Origin of the sequence: Mycoplana dimorpha, assembly GCF_003046475.1 — a bacterium.
Classification (GTDB): domain Bacteria; phylum Pseudomonadota; class Alphaproteobacteria; order Rhizobiales; family Rhizobiaceae; genus Mycoplana; species Mycoplana dimorpha.
Map to the genome: position 1 here is coordinate 287,736 of NZ_PZZZ01000006.1, position 18,082 is coordinate 305,817.

Annotated in this window: 15 protein-coding genes; 5 read left to right on the top strand and 10 right to left on the bottom strand. The window is 61.4% G+C overall.

What is annotated here, in order from left to right:
• Nucleotides 1–341: 341 nt before the first annotated feature.
• The 5 genes from C7449_RS16010 to C7449_RS16030 all read right to left on the bottom strand — a co-directional run bounded on the left by C7449_RS16010 (nt 342) and on the right by C7449_RS16030 (nt 4,950).
• On the bottom strand, nt 342–1,475 hold the full coding sequence (locus C7449_RS16010) for an ABC transporter substrate-binding protein (RefSeq protein ID WP_108003887.1): 1,134 nt from the start codon (nt 1,473–1,475) through the stop codon (nt 342–344).
• 33 nt (nt 1,476–1,508) lie between these two features.
• Complete coding sequence (locus C7449_RS16015) at nt 1,509–2,309, bottom strand: ABC transporter ATP-binding protein (RefSeq protein ID WP_108003969.1); 801 nt, start codon at nt 2,307–2,309, stop codon at nt 1,509–1,511.
• A 29-nt stretch (nt 2,310–2,338) separates the two neighbouring features.
• A complete protein-coding gene (locus tag C7449_RS16020; protein WP_108003888.1) occupies nt 2,339–3,226 on the bottom strand; it encodes an ABC transporter permease in 888 nt (295 codons plus the stop codon).
• Nucleotides 3,227–3,338: 112 nt separating this feature from the next.
• Nucleotides 3,339–4,406 (bottom strand): LysR family transcriptional regulator, encoded by a 1,068-nt coding sequence (locus tag C7449_RS16025; protein WP_108003889.1) that lies wholly within the window; start codon nt 4,404–4,406, stop codon nt 3,339–3,341.
• Nucleotides 4,407–4,467: 61 nt separating this feature from the next.
• Nucleotides 4,468–4,950, bottom strand: coding sequence for an ASCH domain-containing protein (locus C7449_RS16030; RefSeq protein WP_108003890.1), 483 nt, complete (start codon nt 4,948–4,950; stop codon nt 4,468–4,470).
• A gap of 510 nt (nt 4,951–5,460) precedes the next feature.
• Between C7449_RS16030 and C7449_RS16035 the strand changes: the two genes are divergently transcribed.
• From C7449_RS16035 to C7449_RS16055, 5 genes are all read left to right on the top strand, one after another.
• Nucleotides 5,461–6,963 (top strand): amidohydrolase family protein, encoded by a 1,503-nt coding sequence (locus C7449_RS16035; RefSeq protein WP_108003891.1) that lies wholly within the window; start codon nt 5,461–5,463, stop codon nt 6,961–6,963.
• Nucleotides 6,964–7,029: 66 nt separating this feature from the next.
• Nucleotides 7,030–8,202 carry an ABC transporter substrate-binding protein gene (locus tag C7449_RS16040; RefSeq protein WP_108003892.1) on the top strand — a complete coding sequence of 391 codons (1,173 nt, stop codon included), beginning with the start codon at nt 7,030–7,032 and terminating at the stop codon, nt 8,200–8,202.
• A gap of 29 nt (nt 8,203–8,231) precedes the next feature.
• Complete coding sequence (locus C7449_RS16045) at nt 8,232–9,317, top strand: ABC transporter ATP-binding protein (protein WP_210204745.1); 1,086 nt, start codon at nt 8,232–8,234, stop codon at nt 9,315–9,317.
• A gap of 62 nt (nt 9,318–9,379) precedes the next feature.
• Entirely contained in the window at nt 9,380–10,312 is a 933-nt protein-coding gene (locus C7449_RS16050; RefSeq protein WP_108003894.1) for an ABC transporter permease, read from the top strand.
• Entirely contained in the window at nt 10,309–11,139 is an 831-nt protein-coding gene (locus tag C7449_RS16055) for an ABC transporter permease (protein WP_108003895.1), read from the top strand. The genes C7449_RS16050 and C7449_RS16055 overlap by 4 nt, the downstream gene beginning before the upstream one ends.
• A 248-nt stretch (nt 11,140–11,387) precedes the next feature.
• Here C7449_RS16055 and C7449_RS16060 read toward each other — a convergent pair whose 3' ends face one another.
• Genes C7449_RS16060 through glnT form a run of 5 tightly spaced genes read right to left on the bottom strand, consistent with a single transcriptional unit; the run spans nt 11,388 to nt 18,074 of the window.
• On the bottom strand, nt 11,388–12,038 hold the full coding sequence (locus C7449_RS16060; protein WP_108003896.1) for a sarcosine oxidase subunit gamma: 651 nt from the start codon (nt 12,036–12,038) through the stop codon (nt 11,388–11,390).
• A complete protein-coding gene (locus C7449_RS16065; RefSeq protein ID WP_108003897.1) occupies nt 12,031–15,084 on the bottom strand; it encodes a sarcosine oxidase subunit alpha family protein in 3,054 nt (1,017 codons plus the stop codon). Before C7449_RS16065 ends, C7449_RS16060 begins: the two co-directional genes overlap by 8 nt.
• Nucleotides 15,081–15,404, bottom strand: coding sequence for a sarcosine oxidase subunit delta (locus C7449_RS16070; RefSeq protein ID WP_108003898.1), 324 nt, complete (start codon nt 15,402–15,404; stop codon nt 15,081–15,083). The genes C7449_RS16065 and C7449_RS16070 overlap by 4 nt, the downstream gene beginning before the upstream one ends.
• A gap of 22 nt (nt 15,405–15,426) precedes the next feature.
• Nucleotides 15,427–16,680 (bottom strand): sarcosine oxidase subunit beta family protein, encoded by a 1,254-nt coding sequence (locus C7449_RS16075; RefSeq protein WP_108003899.1) that lies wholly within the window; start codon nt 16,678–16,680, stop codon nt 15,427–15,429.
• A gap of 50 nt (nt 16,681–16,730) precedes the next feature.
• Complete coding sequence (glnT, locus tag C7449_RS16080) at nt 16,731–18,074, bottom strand: type III glutamate--ammonia ligase (protein ID WP_108003900.1); 1,344 nt, start codon at nt 18,072–18,074, stop codon at nt 16,731–16,733.
• Nucleotides 18,075–18,082 lie beyond the last annotated feature (8 nt).

The following is an 18,082-nucleotide window of genomic DNA, read 5'->3' on the forward strand; positions in this document are numbered from 1 at the left end:
TAGCAGTCCCCAGTTTCATGAAATAGTGGTATCACGCTATATAGCGGCAATCAACTGAGAAGAATATTTTTTTCTTCTTAGGCAATTCCGTTACAACAGATGAACATGTTCTCTGAAAGGCCGACCACATACGCCGGCGAAGAGATCGGATGTAGACAATCGAGCAGGGCTCGTTGCGCGGAGCTGCCGCAAGAGTTGGTTATGCTGAGTGCTTCAATGGCCGGGGACGATCTGCCGGTCGCCGTTTTGCGCCAACGCGCCTCCGAGCAGCGGGCACCTTCCAGAGGCAGTCCGCCGCCGCCAGCGCCCCACCCGGCACACTATGCGCCGCCCTTTAGAGCTCACAGGCCGACGCGACCGATCCACTGATTGGAATTGTATTTTTCCTGGTACTTGTCAGCGCCGAGCGCCTCAAGGATCGAAGTGTCGAAACCGTCAGCGGCGGGTGTCTCTGTCTGGACCACGCCCGCTTTCAGATAGGTGTGGCTGAACAGGTCCCAGGTCCCGGGCGCGTATCCCGCCGTGCAGTCCTTGCCATCGAACAGCACGCCCCAGCCCTTGGCGTCAGCGGGCGCTTTGGGGGCGTCGGCCGGCAGATCCTCGCAAAGCGGCTTGGCACCGGCCAGACCGAAGGCACCGAGGTTCTGGCTGAGATTGAGCATGATCGCACCGGCCTGATTGAGCCGCACGTCGGCTTCCGGCCAGCCCAAACCCTTGGCGATGATGGCATTGCCCTCCGCCGGGTTCTGCTTCCACCAGTTGACGGCCTCGAACCAGGCCCGGATCAGCTCCTTGGCGACGGCCGGCTTGTCCTTCATCCACTGCTCGTTGCACGCGATGGCATCGGAGATGAGGCCGCGTTCCCAGGTGCGATCGTCGAGACTGGACTTGAGGATCTTCGCACCAGGCCGTTTCAGCGACTGCGAGGCAAAGGGCTCGTAGTTCACGTCGATGTCAAGACCGCCGCTGGTGAAGGCCGCCGCACTTTCCTGGGGCAGCAGCACGACATGCTGCAGTTCTGCCGGATCAATGCCGGCTCGCTGCAGGCTGAGCAGCATCCACATGTGGTTGAGGAACCCGAAGTCGGCGCCGAACGACCTGCCCTTGAAGTCCTCGACAGTATTGATGCCCTCGGCGACGACCATCTTGTCGAGCCCATAGGACATGTTGGAGAAGGCGACCACCTTGATCGGCAGGTCGCCAGAGCGGGCGACGACCATGCTGTCCAGCGTGTTGTTCATGCACTGGACCTGGCCCGACGTCAGGGCGGCATTCTTCTCGGTGATGCCCTCGATGATGTTCACATTGAGGTCGATCTCCGGAGCGAGGTTTTTCTCCTTCACGATATACCAGGCGGCATAAGGAGAGAACGAGATGATCGCTACGCTGACCTGCTCCTTGGCTTGAGCCGGACCGGCGGCGCAAACAGTGCCTAGAAGCAAGGCTGAGAGTGAACGCAGGGTCTTGGTCGGCATATTCGCTCCTCCTTGATATCACTCTTGTTGTGGTCAGGCAGCTGCGGCAGCGGCCTGGATTTCCTCGCGCATCATGGCAAAGAGGTGCTGTTCCAACTCTGTGTAGCCGGGCTGCGCCAGCAGGTCCTCCTTTTTCGGGAAGCGGCGGCCTCGCTTGAATTCCACTTGGATATCAGCCTTGACGCGGCCGGGCTGGCAACTGAAGAAGACAATGCGATCCGCCAGATAGATGGCCTCTTCGATGTCATGGGTCACCGCAACGACGGTCTTCCGCTCGCGCTCCATGAGTTCGATCATGAGTTCCTGCATTTCCCAGCGAACTTGCGCGTCGAGTGCGCCAAACGGCTCGTCCATCAAGAGCACGCTCGGGTTCTGGGCAAGCGTCCTTGCCAAGGCCACGCGCTGCTTCATGCCGCCGGAGAAACCACCAGGATATTTGTCGGCCACCTTCTCAAGACGCACCAGGCGGAGAAATTCCATGGCGCTCGCCTCGCGCTCGGCCTTGGGCACGCCGAGAAGCTTCATGCCGTACTCGACATTCCTGCGTGCCGTGAGCCAAGGAAAGGACGTATAGGCCTGGAACAACATGCCGCGTTCGGGGCTGGGGCCGGTTATGGTGGCGCCATTCATGCTGACACGGCCACGCGTCGGATGCTCAAGGCCCGCAATGATGCGAAGCATCGTCGTCTTGCCACAGCCCGAGGGACCCACGAAGGCCGTAAATTCGTTTTCCCGGAGATCGATGGAAACATCCTTGAGGGCGGTCACCGCACCGTTGCCGAACTGCTTCCAGACCCTGCTTGCCTGAATGACCGGCACGGCTATCTTGCTCATTTGCATAGCATTCATCTCCGCCACCATCATCAGCGTTTGAAAGCCCAGGGCATCGAAAGCCGGGCAATCGTTCGAAACAGCACATCGGTGAACACGCCAAGGATGCCGATCATCAGGATGCCGGCCATGATGATGTCGACCTTGAGGAACCGGCCGGCCCGCATCATGACGGCACCGATGCCGTCCTGGGCTCCGACGATCTCTGCGATGACAAGATAGGTCCAGCTGACGGCGATCATGTTGCGCAGCGAATCCATGATCGCGGGAGCTGCCGCCGGAATGATGATGTCCATCAGCGTCTTGCTGCGGCTCGCGCCCATGGTGAGACCCGCTTCGATGAATTCATTTGGAACGGCCTCGGTATTGTCGACGACAAGGGCGATGAGGAAAAAGATCACGCCGAGGAAGAGGAGCGCCAGCTTCGAGGTATCGTTCGGCCCGAACCAGACAAGGAGCAGCGGGATGAAGGAGGCGGCCGGCAGATAGCGCCAGGCCGAAACGAGGGGGCCAAGCAGGGCCCGCACCGACTTGAAGGAGCCCATGAGCAAGCCCGCCGGCACGGCAACCAGCGCCGCGAGGGCGAAGCTCGCGAAAACGCGGTAACAGCTCTTCAGCACATCGGCTAGAAAATTATTGGCCGCAAAGAGCGTGTACAGCGCGGTCAGCACCTGCACCGGCGAGGGAAAGAATTTCTGGTTCACGTCAGAACTGAAGTAATGGCCCAGTTGCCAGACGAGAAAGAACGCCCCGAGGCCGACTGCGGCGAAAACCGCGGCCCGTGCGGGGCTGGGCTTGCTGCGGAACTCGAATATACGTGCGCGCGGCGGAACGTAGATCGGCGATTCGTTCAGTTCAGAGCGGCCTCCGGCGCCGGTGGCACGCTCCACAATTGCTTCTTGGACAGTCGAGGCACTCATCGCACGCTCCTGTTCTCCAGCGGAACTGCGATGTAACCTGAATAAGCCTGAAGGTGGAGGCAACTCCTATTCCACCGTTCCTCCTCATCAATTCAATCAATGGTGCGGCGCGTCAAAGCTCCATCGACAGAATCTCGCTTACCAGACGATCACGGGCCATATGGCGGTGGGCCGCAGGGTTGGTGATGACATAGATGCGGAGCCGCACAGCGGACTCAATGCTCAGCAGCGGCCACAGCTGTCCCTGCGCTACCGCACCGGCCGCCAGCCCCTCCGGCAGAAAACAGATGCCAAGGGCAAGCTTTGCGAGACGCATGGCCTCTTCCGGGGAGTCGGACACCCCGGCAATGCGTGTCCCCAGTCCATGGGCAATGCGGTAGGCGGTGAGTTCGTCGGGCTCATCGTTGCCGGTCAGCACAAACGCCTCGTTGCGGAGCTCCGAGGGATCCGCGAAACTGCGACCGAAAAGTGGGTGGCCCGTCCCGCAATAGGGTCGATGAACCTCGTCGAATAGGAGGTTGTATTCAAGATCGGCGCGGAAGTGGCGGACCGGCGAGATACCGATGTCCGAAACCTCGCGCACCAGCGAGCCTGCCACCACGTCCCAGGTACAGATATCGATGCTGATCTGGACGTGCGGATGCCGCGCATGAAAACTTGCTATGGCAGCGTCGAGTTTTTCGCAGACGATATTGCCGATCATGTTGATGTTGATGCGGCCCACCAGTTGCTCGGCCCGCATCTCAATTCGGCTCGGCGTGGCCGAAACCATCGCGTGCAAGGTTGCGCAGGTCTCGGCGACGATCAGCCCCTCGTCGGTCAGCGAGAACCCGCCCGGCCCTCGGTGGCAAAGCTTGACGCCGAGATGATCCTCGAACCGCTTGAGGGCGAGGCTCACGGCCGACTGTTTGCGGGCCATCGCTTCTGCGGCCTTGGTCACGCCTTCGGCGCGGACGATTTCATGAAATGTGCGAAACAGATTCCAGTCTATCCTGCGGTGAAAACCGGAGCTGTCTTTCGTCACCATTGGCAAACGATCATCCGGCGAGTTCTGGCCATGATTTCCCCCCAACCACCCCATGCAGCGAGCCGACGCGCCTGGATATTGATGATGGTCAGGTGGATCGTCAAGCCGGACGTGGGCTGAGGCGCCATGATGGTCGGCCAGCGGCTTCAACATTGCTCTCGCAATCGAGCCTGCAACACAGACGTTAAAGAGCGATCGCAGGCGCCCCTGCGGGTCAACCGGCTGGAGCCACGGCGAGCAGCTCGAACCCTTCACAAACGGTGAGGAGGTCTTCGGACCAGGGAACGCCCCATTCAGCGCACTGCAGTTCGAAGTATTCCCTGTGAACGTTCCTCCAATAGTCCAAGCTGCTGTCGCCCTCGCCCTCGCGTTCGGCAAATGACTGTGCGACCTGATTGAAGGGCCGTACATCGACATCGGTGATACGGATCAGATAGCGCGGCCGGGATTCGGAATTGACGACGACCCAATAATCACCGACGCCGCGGCGGCGAATGTCGTTACGCTCGAAATCCAGCTGCAGGTGGGCTGTTGCCCGCTTCTTTCCTGCCGCGACCAGCTCCAGCAGTTCATCGTGGTAGGTGGCAAACCTTACATCGGCGAAGGTACTGGCCTGATAGGATTCGGTGTCGATGCCCAATGCGGCCCGTTGGCTGTCCCAGAAGGCGCGCACTTCGGCGGTTTTCTCCCCGATCATGCTATGGTCTCTCCTCTTCGGCCCAGGTGGCGCCGCGGGCTCCGACCTGCCCCTCTCTGACGATTCTCGCTACGCTGGCCATTGATTATTCGGAACATTGCCGCGGGATATAAACCCCCAGAAGTCGCATGGAATGCATTGTCGCCGTCAATCATCGACCATTGTCGACCCACGCATGCAGGGTCCGACTAAAATGACTGGCCGGGCCGGGGCGGCAGGCATCTCCGACCGCTCTTCAAGGGATCTTCGCCGCTGAAACCCCCGATACGCTGGCCATAATGCCGTACGGCAAGCGGACATGGCTGCCGCCCCTAACATCAACAGGCTCAATGCTTAGGCTTCGATATTTTGGGGTTTACTAAAGTGATGGTCCAAATAACGCTAAATCAGGCCGCGCAATCTGAACCCCGATCGGATCGTCCAGGAGGCGGTGCTGCAGGATGACGCAAATGACTGCGCGCCGTCCAAGCTGAGAGCGAGTCTGCTTGCCGATCAACTCTGGGGCCTGGGATGGCAAAAGACTACATGATCATCAGGGGTGGTCGATTACTGGACCTCGAAACGCGAGCCGCCCCTTTCCAGGACATACTCGTTGCCGATGGCCGCATCATTCAGGTAGGCAATCCCGGGCTCGATGCGCCTGCCACAGCCGAGGCCATCGATGCGGCGGGCCTCTTGAGGCATCCCGGCCTCGTGAAGGCGCACACCCATGGGATGTTCAATCTCTGCAAGGGAATGTCGGACAGATCTTCGCTCGAACTTCTGCTGGTCAATGCGCCTGCGATGATTGCCCAGCATTCCGCCGAGATGAAGCACCTGAGCACATACCTGGGTGCAGTCGAAATGCTGATGAAAGGTTGCACCGCGTGCTGTGACCTGACGTTCGGGTTTCCGTTCGCCACGATTGATGAAATGGTCGCGATTGGGCAGGCTTACATCGATGCCGGCATGCGGGCCGTGGTGGCGCCCAGTTTGGCCGACCGCAGCTTCTATAAAGCGATACCAGGCTTGCTGGACCATATACCGTCGTCATTGAAAGCGGCGACCGCTCAGCACGGAAGCTCCAGCCCCCACGACGGCATCCGGATGATGGGCCAACTGCTTCGGGACTGGCCCCACGAGCGCGATCGGGTGTCGCTTGGCATAGCTCCGGTCATTCCCCTTCACTGCAGTGACGGTCTGATGACGGATTGCGCAGATCTTGCGCGGGAATACGCGGTTGTTCTGCATAGCCACGTCGCGGAATCCAAGGTCCAGGCGGTCTCCTCGCTGACTGCCTACGGCAACACGATGACCGCTCACCTGGACTCGCTTGGCTTGCTTGGCCCCAATTTCACCGTCGCCCACGGTGTGTGGCTCGACGACGACGACATGCGCAGGCTTGCCGACAACGGCAGCTCGGTGGCGCACTGCGCCGGCAGCAACATGCGCCTGGGCTGCGGCATCGCCGATGCGCGCCGCATGATCGAGCTCGGCGTCAATCTGGCCATCGGCACGGATTCGGCAAATTGCTCGGACAACCAGAATATGTACGAAGCGATGCGCTACGCATCCATGGCGTCAAACGTGCGGGGCCCGGATTACCGTCGTTGGCTCTCCAGCCCGGAGATCATCAGGGCGGCGACGCAAGGCGGCGCCTATGCGCTCGGCTTTGGCGACATCGGCAAGATCGCACCGGGATACCGCGCCGACATTGTCTTCATCGATCTGAACAGCACCAACTGGATGCCGCTCAACGATCCGGCAAATCAACTCGTGCTCGCGGAGGATGGAACCGGACCGAAGCACGTGATCGTCAATGGTGCGTTTGTCGTCAAGGACCGGCGTCATCGCAGCTGCAACCTCGAAGATCTGTCAGTTCGTGTCGAAGCGGCGCGCGAGCGCCTGATGGAACTGACGCTTCCGGCAAGAAATGTCGGCGCGGCGCTCGAGAAGATCGTCGGTGATTTCTGCATCGGATTGGCCAGGCGGCACTATCACATAGAGCGCTATGCGGCGCCGCTTGGACAATAGACGACATACCTGCGTTTTCCTGCCTGTGGACTTCATTAATACAACCAACAACTGGGGGAATCTGATATGAGCGAGCGAAAACGTAATAAAAGCGATATCCTCGGCACAGAAGGCGCGACGATGACCCGTCGCAAGGTCTTGAAGACCGGCGCGGCCGCGACTGCGGCGGTCACGTCATTTTCGATCTTTTCGAGATCCCATGCCGCGGACCAGTCGTTGCGGGTGTTGTGCTGGCCCGGCTACGAAGAGCGCGGCGTCATCGAGGAATTCGAGGACACGCACAAGGTCAAGGTCGATTTCAAGATCTATATCGGCGGCGAGCAAATGCTCTCGTATTTCTCCCAGACGCCGCGCGGGACCTTCGACGCAATCATCAGCGATTCCGAGTACATCGGCAAACTCAAGGCGCTGAATGCCCTGGAGCCGTTCAGCACTGCCGGCATGCCGGACATCGACAACTACCATCCGAAGCTGCGCGACGTGAAAATGCTGCGCGCCGACGATGGAAAGGTCTGGTCGGTTGTCACGCGGTTCAGCTTCTACGGCATTTCCTACAACACGAATGTCATTTCCCATGAGGAAGCGCAGGATTGGAACATCCTGTTCGATCCCAAGCTGAAGGGGCGGATCGGCGTCTTCGACTGGTATTTGCCGAACATGGGCAATGTCAGCATGGCCGTCCAGCCGAACATCGAGGATCCGTATGCCATCTCCGATGAAGCCCTCGAAAAGGTGAGACAATGGCTTCTCAAGTTGCGCCCGCAGGTTCTGATGTTTGCAGCCGCAAACCAGCCTCTGGTGCAGGCGATGCTGGCGGAAGACATCTACGCCTCCCCCGTCGGCGATTTCGAGATCGATCTGATCCTCGCCGGCCACAAGAACTATAGTTCGACCATTCCCAAGCAGGGCGGCGTGCGCTTCCAGGAGACGGCCGCCCTGTGCGCGCAGGGCCGCAACAAGGAACTCGCGATGGAATGGATCAAATACATGATGCGGGCCAAGACCCAGTCGCAGCTGGTTTATACCAATGCGTTCAAGGCCCGGGCGCCGAACATGAAGGTCGTTGATTACTGGAACGACCAGCAACGCGAACTGCTCAGCTACGTGCCCGATCCGAACAATCCCAAGCAACTGCTCGTGGAGACGCTTCTCGAACGAAGCGTGCCGCGCTCGCTGCCCAGCCTTCAGCCCGAGCGGAAATGGATCGATATCTACAACGAGTTCAAGTCGGCGTCCTAAGGCAGGTTCGAATGCAGGGGGGAAAAGCGGTGGCAACCAAGGATCTCGAACTGATCGGCATCACCCGGCGTTTTGGCGAGTTCGTCGCTTTGGACGGGATCGATCTGGAAGTCGGTCAAGGCGAGTTCGTGGCGATCATGGGGCCGAGCGGCTGTGGCAAGACCACGCTGCTGCGCATCATGGCGGGTCTTGAATCAACAACGTCCGGACGGATGTTGGTCAAGGGCCGTGACTTGGCCGCCGTTCCGATACACCGGCGGCCAACCCGGCTGGTGTGGCAGGACTATGCGCTTTTCCCCCACCTCAACGTGTTCGACAATATCGCCTTCGGGCCCAGGCTGGGGCCCCACGTGCCTTCCGAGCTGCGCAAAAAGGTCCTTGAGATGGCCGATCTGGTCAGCCTGGAAGGTTTGCTCGATCGTCGGATCAGCCAGCTCTCCGGGGGACAGAAGCAGCGCGTCGCGCTCGCTCGCGCGATCATAACGGAGCCGGAAATCCTGTTGCTCGATGAGCCGCTGAGCGCGCTTGACGCTCACCTGCGCATAAGGATGCAAGGTGAACTGCGGCGCCTCCAGCAAGCACTCGGCATCTCGTTCATTTATGTCACGCACAACCAGAACGAGGCCTTCTCGATGGCCGATCGTGTCGCCGTGCTGAACAAGGGCCGCGTCGAGCAGGTTGGCACGCCGGAAGCGATCTACCATCACCCGAGCAGCCGGTTCGTCGCCCAGTTTGTCGGGATGAACAACCTGTTCTCGGGCAAGGTGGCGACCGTCAGCGAGCATTACACGGAGATCGCCTCGGACAATGGGCCGATCCGTGCCGTTACCGGGTCGAAATCGCCCCGGATCGGCGAAACCGTGCATGTGGTCGTCCAGGCCGACAAGATCAAAAGAGCGACGGCACACACGTCCAACGAGAACAGGATCAACGCAATACTGAGAGGCAGGGAATTTGCCGGCTCTCACAACGTCTATCTGTTTGACCTGCCCAACGGCAATGAAATCAAGATCGTATCTGAAGACGAGCCAGGCTCGCCGCCGGAGAAATTGTCCGGATCGCCTTCAGATCTGTACTTCTCGGTAAGAGACGCATTCATCATCGGGTTTCAATAGAATCCGTCGAATTCCAGTGGAGCCCTGATGTGACAATCGCAGGCGAAAATACGAAGGTTGCCATGGAGAATTCAGCGATCGCTCTGCGTGGCGCCAAGGTGCGGACACCCAATCAGAGCTGGCTCCGGGAGTTCTGCCTCCTGCCTGCGGTGGCATGGTATGGCGTGTTCTTCTTCGGGCCGCTGTGCTTTTTCCTGTGGTTCGGCTTCTGGCGCGTCGAGGACTACAGTCCTGTGGCGGACTTCTCGCTCACGAACTATCGTGAGATTTTCGCCAACATGTTCACAGGATCCAACTATGGCTGGGGAATAGCCCAGTCGTTGTGGGTTTCCGTGCCAGCCGCTTTGATTGCAACGACCTGCACCTACCTGGTCGTGCTTGCCATCGTGTACGGCGTACCGGCCAGGCGCCAACGTCTTGCGCTTCTGCTCACGGTCGCTCCGTTCTGGAGCAGCTACCTGTTGCGCCTCTATGCATGGCAGATCATCCTCGCACGCGAAGGCGCGATCAATTCCCTTCTGACGGCGATAGGCCTGGGCGAATGGCGTATCGCGCTGATGTATACCCAGATCGCGACAAGGATAGGCCTCATCCATTACGTCACGCCGATCTTGATCATCATTCTGTACGTGACGGTTTCGAACATCGACAGGGCGCTGATCGACGTGTCGCGCAATTTGGGCGCGACCCGGCTGCAGACGTTTCGGAAGGTCATCCTCCCGCTCAGCAGGGTAGGCCTTATTACTTCGGTCAGCTTTGCAACGATCATCTGCCTTGGAGATTTTCTGTCAGGGTCGTTGCTGGGAGGGGGCGGAGGCACCTCTCTGATAGGGCGCGTTCCAACCTTCCCGGACATGATCATGTCCGAATATGGAAGTTCTTCCAATCTACCCCGAACCACCGCCATGGCATCGATCCTCGTCGTCATCATGCTGATAGTTCTTGCGATCTCAATCCGGCTCATGACACCGGCCTTGAAGGGTAACCGTCGATGACCGAAGGTGGCGAACGCAGGGCGTGGATTGTTGCCGCCCGCATCTGGATCGGCATTTTCCTTGTGTTCCTTTACTTGCCGATATTCATGCTCATCCTGTTTTCGATGCAGAAGAACCAGTTCGCGAGTTTCCCGCTCATGGGATTCAGCACCGAGTGGTATCGGAAGCTGTTCAACGACGGCACGCTCATCACCGCGCTCGGCAACAGCATTCTTGTCTCTCCGGCGGCGGCAACCGTCGCCACGATAATCAGCTTCCTGGCGGCCTATGCGATCAATCGCTTCGAGTTCAGGGGCCGAAACCTGCTGACCGGGATCTTTATCATGCCAGTGTTGATACCGGGCTTGATTCTGGGTGTCGCGTGTCTCGGCCTGCTGTCGCGACTGCACCTGAACGGTGAGCTGTACTCGGTTTTCCTCATGCATGTATTGCTGACGACGGCGCCGGCGCTGGCGATCATCCAGCTGCGCCTCTCGCAATTGCCGCGATCGCACGAAGAGGCGGCCTGGGATCTTGGCGCGACCGAATGGCAGGCGCTTCGGCGGGTCGTCATCCCGTGGGCCTTGCCCGGAATCGTCGGCGGCTGGCTGCTTGCCTTCACCTTTTCCTTCGACGAATTCCTGATCGCGTGGTTTGTGGCGGGATTTGACCAGACGCTGCCGGTCGCCATTTTCTCCGTCCTGAAGGCTGTCGTCGATCCGTCGCTCAATGCGATCGGCACGATTGTATTCTTGATATCCGGCATCGTTCTTGTCGGCGTCGAGATGTTCGTTCTGCCGCTGGTGTTCGGCCGCGAGCAGGGTACCGACTCCAACCCGGGCGTTTAACCGTCGATCCGATGAAGGCCATCTGCTGCCGCAGGCACCGGTGGCCGCAAAAGTGACCGATGGCGGGCACGATCGCGCCCGGCATGCTCTGGCCATCCACATTTACCGCCTGCAAGCGATGGCAGAATGGAAGCGGGGCTGGGTGACCTTGCGAATTGAGCGGCACCGCGACAGGCGCAATCACTGTCAGATGAGTGACAACGCCCGCGCTACTAGGGTGGCCCAATCTGATTTGCGGCGATCGATCGTTACGACGACGGCTTTTCGTCGAGGGCGTGTGGCCGCACCACCTCCACGCCATACTCCGCTGACGAGTCCAGTATGGTGTGCCAGATGCTGTCGGCGAAGCTGGTGAAGACCAGGACGTTGTACACCGGGGATCCGTCGGCAGCGTCCGTGTCCCGCCACAGATTGACGCCGCTGTGGTCGATCGAGGTTGCAGCCGCGGCGCCAACGGGAAAGACCGAGCCATCTAAATCCAGCGACGACAGCTTGGCCAGCATGGCCCGCACCTTGGGCCCGGATATCTGTATCAGGCAGCGGCCGTCCGACTGGTCCGACAGCGAGGCCTTCGCCGCGAACGGTTCACGCATGCCGTCCAATGGCTGCGCTGCGGGCACCCGTGGAAACAGCGCGTAGAACTGATCGGCACCAGACCAGAACAGCGTCGTCGTCTTGCCCCGGACAGCAAGGGGCTTGGCCGGCGCTTCGGCACCGAAAAACTCCTTGGCCGCCTTGGCGGTCGCCGACCATTGGCCGCGCCGGGCAAGGATCAGGACAAGGCTGAAATCGAGCACTTCCGACAAGACGATGCCGGACTGCTGCACGGCCGCGCCATGGCGACGGGGACGCGTCGCGTGCTGCAGCGGCGACGTCGCGGTCCAGGTAAAATCAGCCACGCTGGCGTCCTCCTTCGGGATCGTAGAAGACCGGATTGCAGATCTCGACGTCGTAGTCTTCGCCGCGCAGCGGATCGTGGGCGCGGACGATTTCGCCATAGCGCTCGCGGCCGCGCTCGACCAGGCCAAGGCCGATCCACTGGCCGAGCATCGGCGAGTGGCAGACCGAAGTGACGTAGCCCTGGTCGGTTTCCGGAGACGGTCTCGCGCCCTTGGGGATGGTATGTGCGCCCGAACGCAGGCGCCTTGCCTTGTCGACTGGCTTCAGGCCGACCACAACCTGTCGGTTGGGGTCGACGAGGCCTTCGCGGGCGGCGAGAACGCGGCCGACGAAGTCCTTCTTCTTCGACGCCATCTTGCCGAGACCGAGATCGCCGGCGGTTGTCGTGCCGTTGAGTTCCGGGCCGGCAACGTGACCCTTCTCGATGCGCATCACGCCGAGTGCTTCGGTACCGTAGGGGATGACGCCGAACTGCTTGCCCGCGATCATCAGGTTGCGCGCCAGGGCGTCGCCGAAGCGTGCCGGAACGGAGATTTCGAAGGCCATTTCACCGGAGAACGAAATGCGGAACAGCCGGGCCACGACCCCGCCGCGCAGCTTCACCTCGCGAACCGCCATGAAGGGGAAGCCTTCGTTGGACAGGTCTTCCGACGGCTCGACGATCTCGCGCAGCAGGTCGCGGGTCTTCGGGCCGGCGATCGAGAACTGCGCCCACTGATCGGTGCACGAGGTCAGTTGCACGTCGAGTTCGGGCCACAACACCTGCCGGCAGTATTCGAGATACTGCATCACCGGGCCTGCCTTGGCCGTGGTGGTGGTCAGGAAGTAGTGATCCTCGGCCAGCCGCGACGTGGTGCCGTCATCCATGACGATGCCGTCCTCGCGCAGCATCAGGCCGTAGCGCGCCTTGCCGACACCAAGCGAAGAGAAGGCGTTGATGTAGACACGGTCGAGGAAGGCGCCTGCGTCGGGGCCCATCACGTCGATCTTGCCCAGCGTCGAGACGTCGCAGAAGCCGACGCCGTTGCGCACGGTCAGGACTTCGCGGTCGACCGAGGTCAGCCAGTCTTTTTCGCCGGGCAGCGGATACCATTGCGCCCGCTTCCACAGGCCGGTGTCGACGAAGGTCGCGCCGCGTTCCGCGGCCCAGCGATGCGAGGGCGTCAGCCGGGTCGAATGGAAGTTCTCGTCGCGATGGTGGCCGGCAAGTGCGCCGATCGCCACCGGAACCTGCGGCGGCCGATAGATGGTGGTGCCGGTCTGCGGGATCGTGCGTCCGCTGACCTCGGCCATGATGGCAAGGCCGGTAACGTTGGAATTGCGGCCCTGGTCGGTCGCCATGCCAAGCGTGGTATAGCGCTTGAGATGCTCCACGGATTCGAAGCCCTCGCGCTGCGCCAGTGCGATGTCGGACGCGGTCACGTCGTGCTGGAAATCGACGAACGCCTTGTGCTTGCCTTCGACATGCCACAGCGGCGTGATCGACAACGCTTCGTCGGACGCAGCCGCGGGCGAGCCGGCCTTTTGCGTGCGGCCGCTTTCGGCGGCCGCGGCAATGCCGGCCGCATGGCCGGCGCGCAGGCAGGCGCCGAGCGAAAAGTCGCCGTTTGCGGCGCCGGCAACGACCATTCCGGGCGGGCACTCGCCGGGCACGAAGGCTGCGATGTCGTCGCGCCAGGTAGGCCGGCCGCGGTGATGCGACGCCAGGCCGACCGACGGGTTCCAGCCGCCCGACATGGCAAGCGTGTCGGCGGCAATTTCGACCGTTGTGCCCTTGGCCTGGGCGACGCTGATCCTGCTGATGCCCGACGCCCCTCCCCTGACATCGTGGACGACGCCATTGAACACGCGGAAGCCCGAGACCTCGGCCATGGCCCGAAGTTCTTCGGGGATACCGGGCCTTGAATCGATGACGGCGGAAATCTCGACGCCGGCACGAAGGGCGGCCTCGACGGTTCTCCAGCCGTCGCTGTTGTTGGTGAACAAGGCAACGCGCTTGCCGGGAAGGGCTGCAAACCGTTCGATATAGGTCCGGACTGCCGAAGCCATCATGACGCCTGGGCGATCGTTGCCCGAAAATACGATCGGACGTTCGATCGCGCCGGCCGCCACCACGCAGCGCTTGGCCACGATGCGCCAGAGCCGCTGGCGAACCTCATGCTCGGGAGGCGTCGCGACATGGTCGTTGACCCGCTCGAGCGCGCCATAGGTGCCGCCGTCGTAAACGCCGAACACAGCCGTGCGCGTCATGACGCGGACATTGGACAGAGACGACAGCTCGGCCAGCGCGTTGGCCAGCCATTCGCGCGAGGACATGCCGCCGATTTCGCCGCCGTCGGACAACAGGCGGCCGCCGGCACGGCTGTCTTCTTCAGCGAGGATGACGCGTGCGCCGGCGCGGCCGGCGGCGAGTGCGGCCGAAACGCCGGTCGGGCCACTGCCGACCACCAGCACGTCGCAATGCGCCCAGGCCTTGTCGTAGTGATCGGGATCGGCCAGACCGCTCGACCGGCCAAGGCCGGCGGCGCGCCGGATGGCAGGTTCGTAGATCATCTCCCAGAATTTTGCCGGCCACATGAAGGTCTTGTAGTAGAAGCCGGCGACGAAAATCGGCGACAGCAGCTGGTTGACCGACATCACATCGTAGCGCAGCGACGGCCAGCGGTTCTGGCTGAGCGCCTCGAGGCCTTGGTAGAGCTCGGCCGTCGTCGCCTTGGTGTTGGGTTCGCGGCGGGCGCCGCTGCGCAGTTCGACCAGCGCGTTCGGCTCTTCCGAGCCGGCCGTCAGGATGCCGCGCGGGCGATGGTACTTGAACGAGCGGCCGACCAGCCTGACGCCGTTGGCGACGAGGGCGGAAGCAAGTGTGTCGCCGGCAAAGCCGGTCATCGCCTTGCCGTCGAAGGTAAAGTTCAGCGGCGCAGCGCGGTCGATCAGGCCGCCGGTGTCGAGCCGGTTGGATTGAGTGCTGCCGGAAGGCGCCACGGGAGCCTTGGCTCCGGCCGCAAACCTGGCTTCGGCGGAGGTGAGCGATAGCGAGCCAGTCATGATATTGTGCCTGCCGTTGATGCCGGCGAGGAGGAGGCGCCCGTGCCGGGCGCTGCCTCAACCGAAGTGATTTCATGCGTTGCGGTGTTGCGGGTCAAGCGCAGCCATGAGCGACAGCCGCCGCCGTGATACCAGTATTCGTCCATCTCGCCGGCGACGTTGTCGCGCAGGTAGACATAGTCGTAGAACGCCTCCGCCTCGCCGGCGGCGCCACCGGCGACCTCGAGCGCGACCATGGCCGGCCGTTGCGGTTTGGCGTCGCCGAGATAGGTGAATTCGCCGTTTTCGCGCTCGCCGCAAAAGGGACATGCTATGCGCATTTCCGATCGTCCTGTTCTGGTCCTAGTGAAGGTTCGGCTGGGCGCCCTGGCCCTTTTCGTCGATCATCAGGCCGCGTTGGAAGCGGTCGAGGCGGAAGCGCCTGGCTTCCTCGTGCGGTTCTTCGCGAGCCAGCAGATGCGCAAAGGTCAGCCCCGATGCCGGCGTCGCCTTGAAGCCGCCGTAGCACCAGCCGGCATTGATGTAGAGGCCGTCGACCGGCGTCCGGTCGATGATCGGCGTGCCGTCCATCGACATATCCATGATGCCGCCCCACTGACGCAGCAGGCGTACGCGGCCGATCATTGGCATCAGCGCCATGCCGCCTTCGCAGACGTCTTCCATCACCGGCATGTTGCCGCGCTGGGCGTAGGAATTGTAACCGTCGAGATCGCCGCCGAAGACCAGGCCGCCCTTGTCGGACTGGCTGACGTAAAAATGACCGGCGCCGAAGGTGATGACGCCGGGAATGAGCGGCTTGATCGCTTCCGACACGAAGGCCTGCAGCACATGGCTTTCGATCGGCAGGCGCAGGCCGGCCATTGCCGCGACCCGTGACGAGCTTCCGGCCACCGCCATGCCGACCTTGCCCGCACCGATCCGTCCGCGCGATGTCTCGACGCCGGTCACCTTGCCGTTGGCGTCGCGGGTGAAGCCGGTGACCTCGCAGTTTTGAATGACATCGACACCGAGCTTGTCGGCGGCGTGAGCATAGCCCCACACGACAGCGTCATGGCGCGCAGTGCCGGCACGGCGCTGCAGCAGGCCGCCTTGGATCGGGAAGCGCGCATTGTCGTAGTTCAGGAACGGCAGCATCTTGCGGATCTGCACAGCATCGAGCAGTTCGGCGTCTATGCCGTTGATGCGCATGACGTTGCCGCGCCGGGCAAAGGCATCACGCTGGGCGTCGGAGTGGTACAGGTTGATGATGCCGCGCTGGCTCACCATCGTGTTGTAGTTGAGGTCCTGCTCCATGCTTTCCCACAGCTTCATCGACAGCTCGTAAAAGCCGGTGTTGCCGGGAAGCATGTAGTTGGAGCGGATGATGGTCGTGTTGCGGCCGGCGTTGCCGGAGCCGATCCACCCCTTTTCCAGCACCGCGACGTTGCGGATGCCATATGTGTGGGCAAGGAAATAGGCAGTGGCCAATCCGTGGCCGCCGCCGCCGATGATCACCACGTCATAGTGGCTCTTGGGGGCTGGGTCGCGCCATGTGCGCGCCCAGGACTTGTGACCGGAAAGCGCAGCTCGCGCCAAGGAAAAGATCGAGTATTTCATCACTTTGTTTCCGCGACACGGCCTGCTGTTCCGGTTCCTGGAGGCGTGGTTCAGCAGTCCAGCGTGTGGTCGAGTTCCCACTGCGTGAGATGCGAGGTATAGGAATTCCATTCCGCAGTCTTCATCTTGACGAAGCCGTTCACGAGATCTTCGCCCAAGACGGACTTGAACTCCTTGTCGCTGTCGAGCAGACGCAAGGCATCGAGCAGGTTCAACGGCAGCCTCGGAGCATCCTTGATGGTGTGCCCTTCGGTGTACATGTTGATGTCACTACGCGGACCGGGTTCGATCTTGTCGCGAAGACCCTTCAATCCCGCGGCCAGGATCACCGCCTGCATCAGGTAGGGATTGGCGGCGCCATCGGGAAGTCTGAGCTCGAAGCGGCCGGGGCCGGGGACGCGCACCATATGCGTGCGGTTGTTGCCGGTCCAGGTCACGGCATTCGGCGCCCAGGTGGAGCCGGAAACCGTGCGGGGCGCGTTGATGCGCTTGTAGGAATTGACCGTCGGACAGATGATGGCCGTCATGACGGCGGCGTATTTCATGATGCCGCCGAGGAAGTACATGCCCTTCTGCGACAGACCGTCCGGCGAGCTGTCATCGGCGAAGACGTTGGTCTTTCCCGATAGATCCCACGCGGAGATGTGCGCATGGCAACCGTTGCCGGTCAGGTTCGGGAACGGCTTCGGCATGAACGTGGCGCGGAAACCGTGCTTTTCGGCCAGCGACTTGATCATGAACTTGAAGAAGGAGTACTTGTCGGCAGTGACCAGGACGTCGTCATATTTCCAGTTCATCTCGAACTGGCCGTTGGCATCCTCGTGGTCGTTTTGATACGGCTCCCAACCAAGCTCGAGCATCGCATCGCTGGCTTCGCGAATGATGTCAAAGCGGCGCATCAAGGCCTGCTGGTCATAGCAAGGCTTCTTGGAGTTATCGTTCTCGTCCGAGAGGGACTTGCCGTCAAAGCTGACGAAGGAGAACTCCGGCTCGACGCCGGTCTTCACCCGCACGCCCTGCGCGGCGGCTTCCTCGACGAGGCGCATCAGCGTATTGCGCGGAGCCTGATCGACGCTCTTGCCGTTCATCACGCAATTGGACGCGACCCAAGCCACTTCCGGCTTCCAGGGCAGCTGGATGGCCGAACTCGGATCCGGAACCGCTAGCATGTCGGAATCCGCTGGCGTCATGTCCATGCCGCCGGCGAAACCGGCAAAACCGGCGCCATCCTTCTGCATCTCCGCGATGGCGCGGGTCGGAACCAGCTTGGCGCGCTGACCGCCAAACAGATCCGTGTAAGAGATCATGAAGTAGTTGATGTTTCTCGCCCTGGCAAACTCCGTCAGATCCCGTATTGCCGCGGGTTTCGTTTTGCTTTCGAACGCACTTCCCATAAACACCC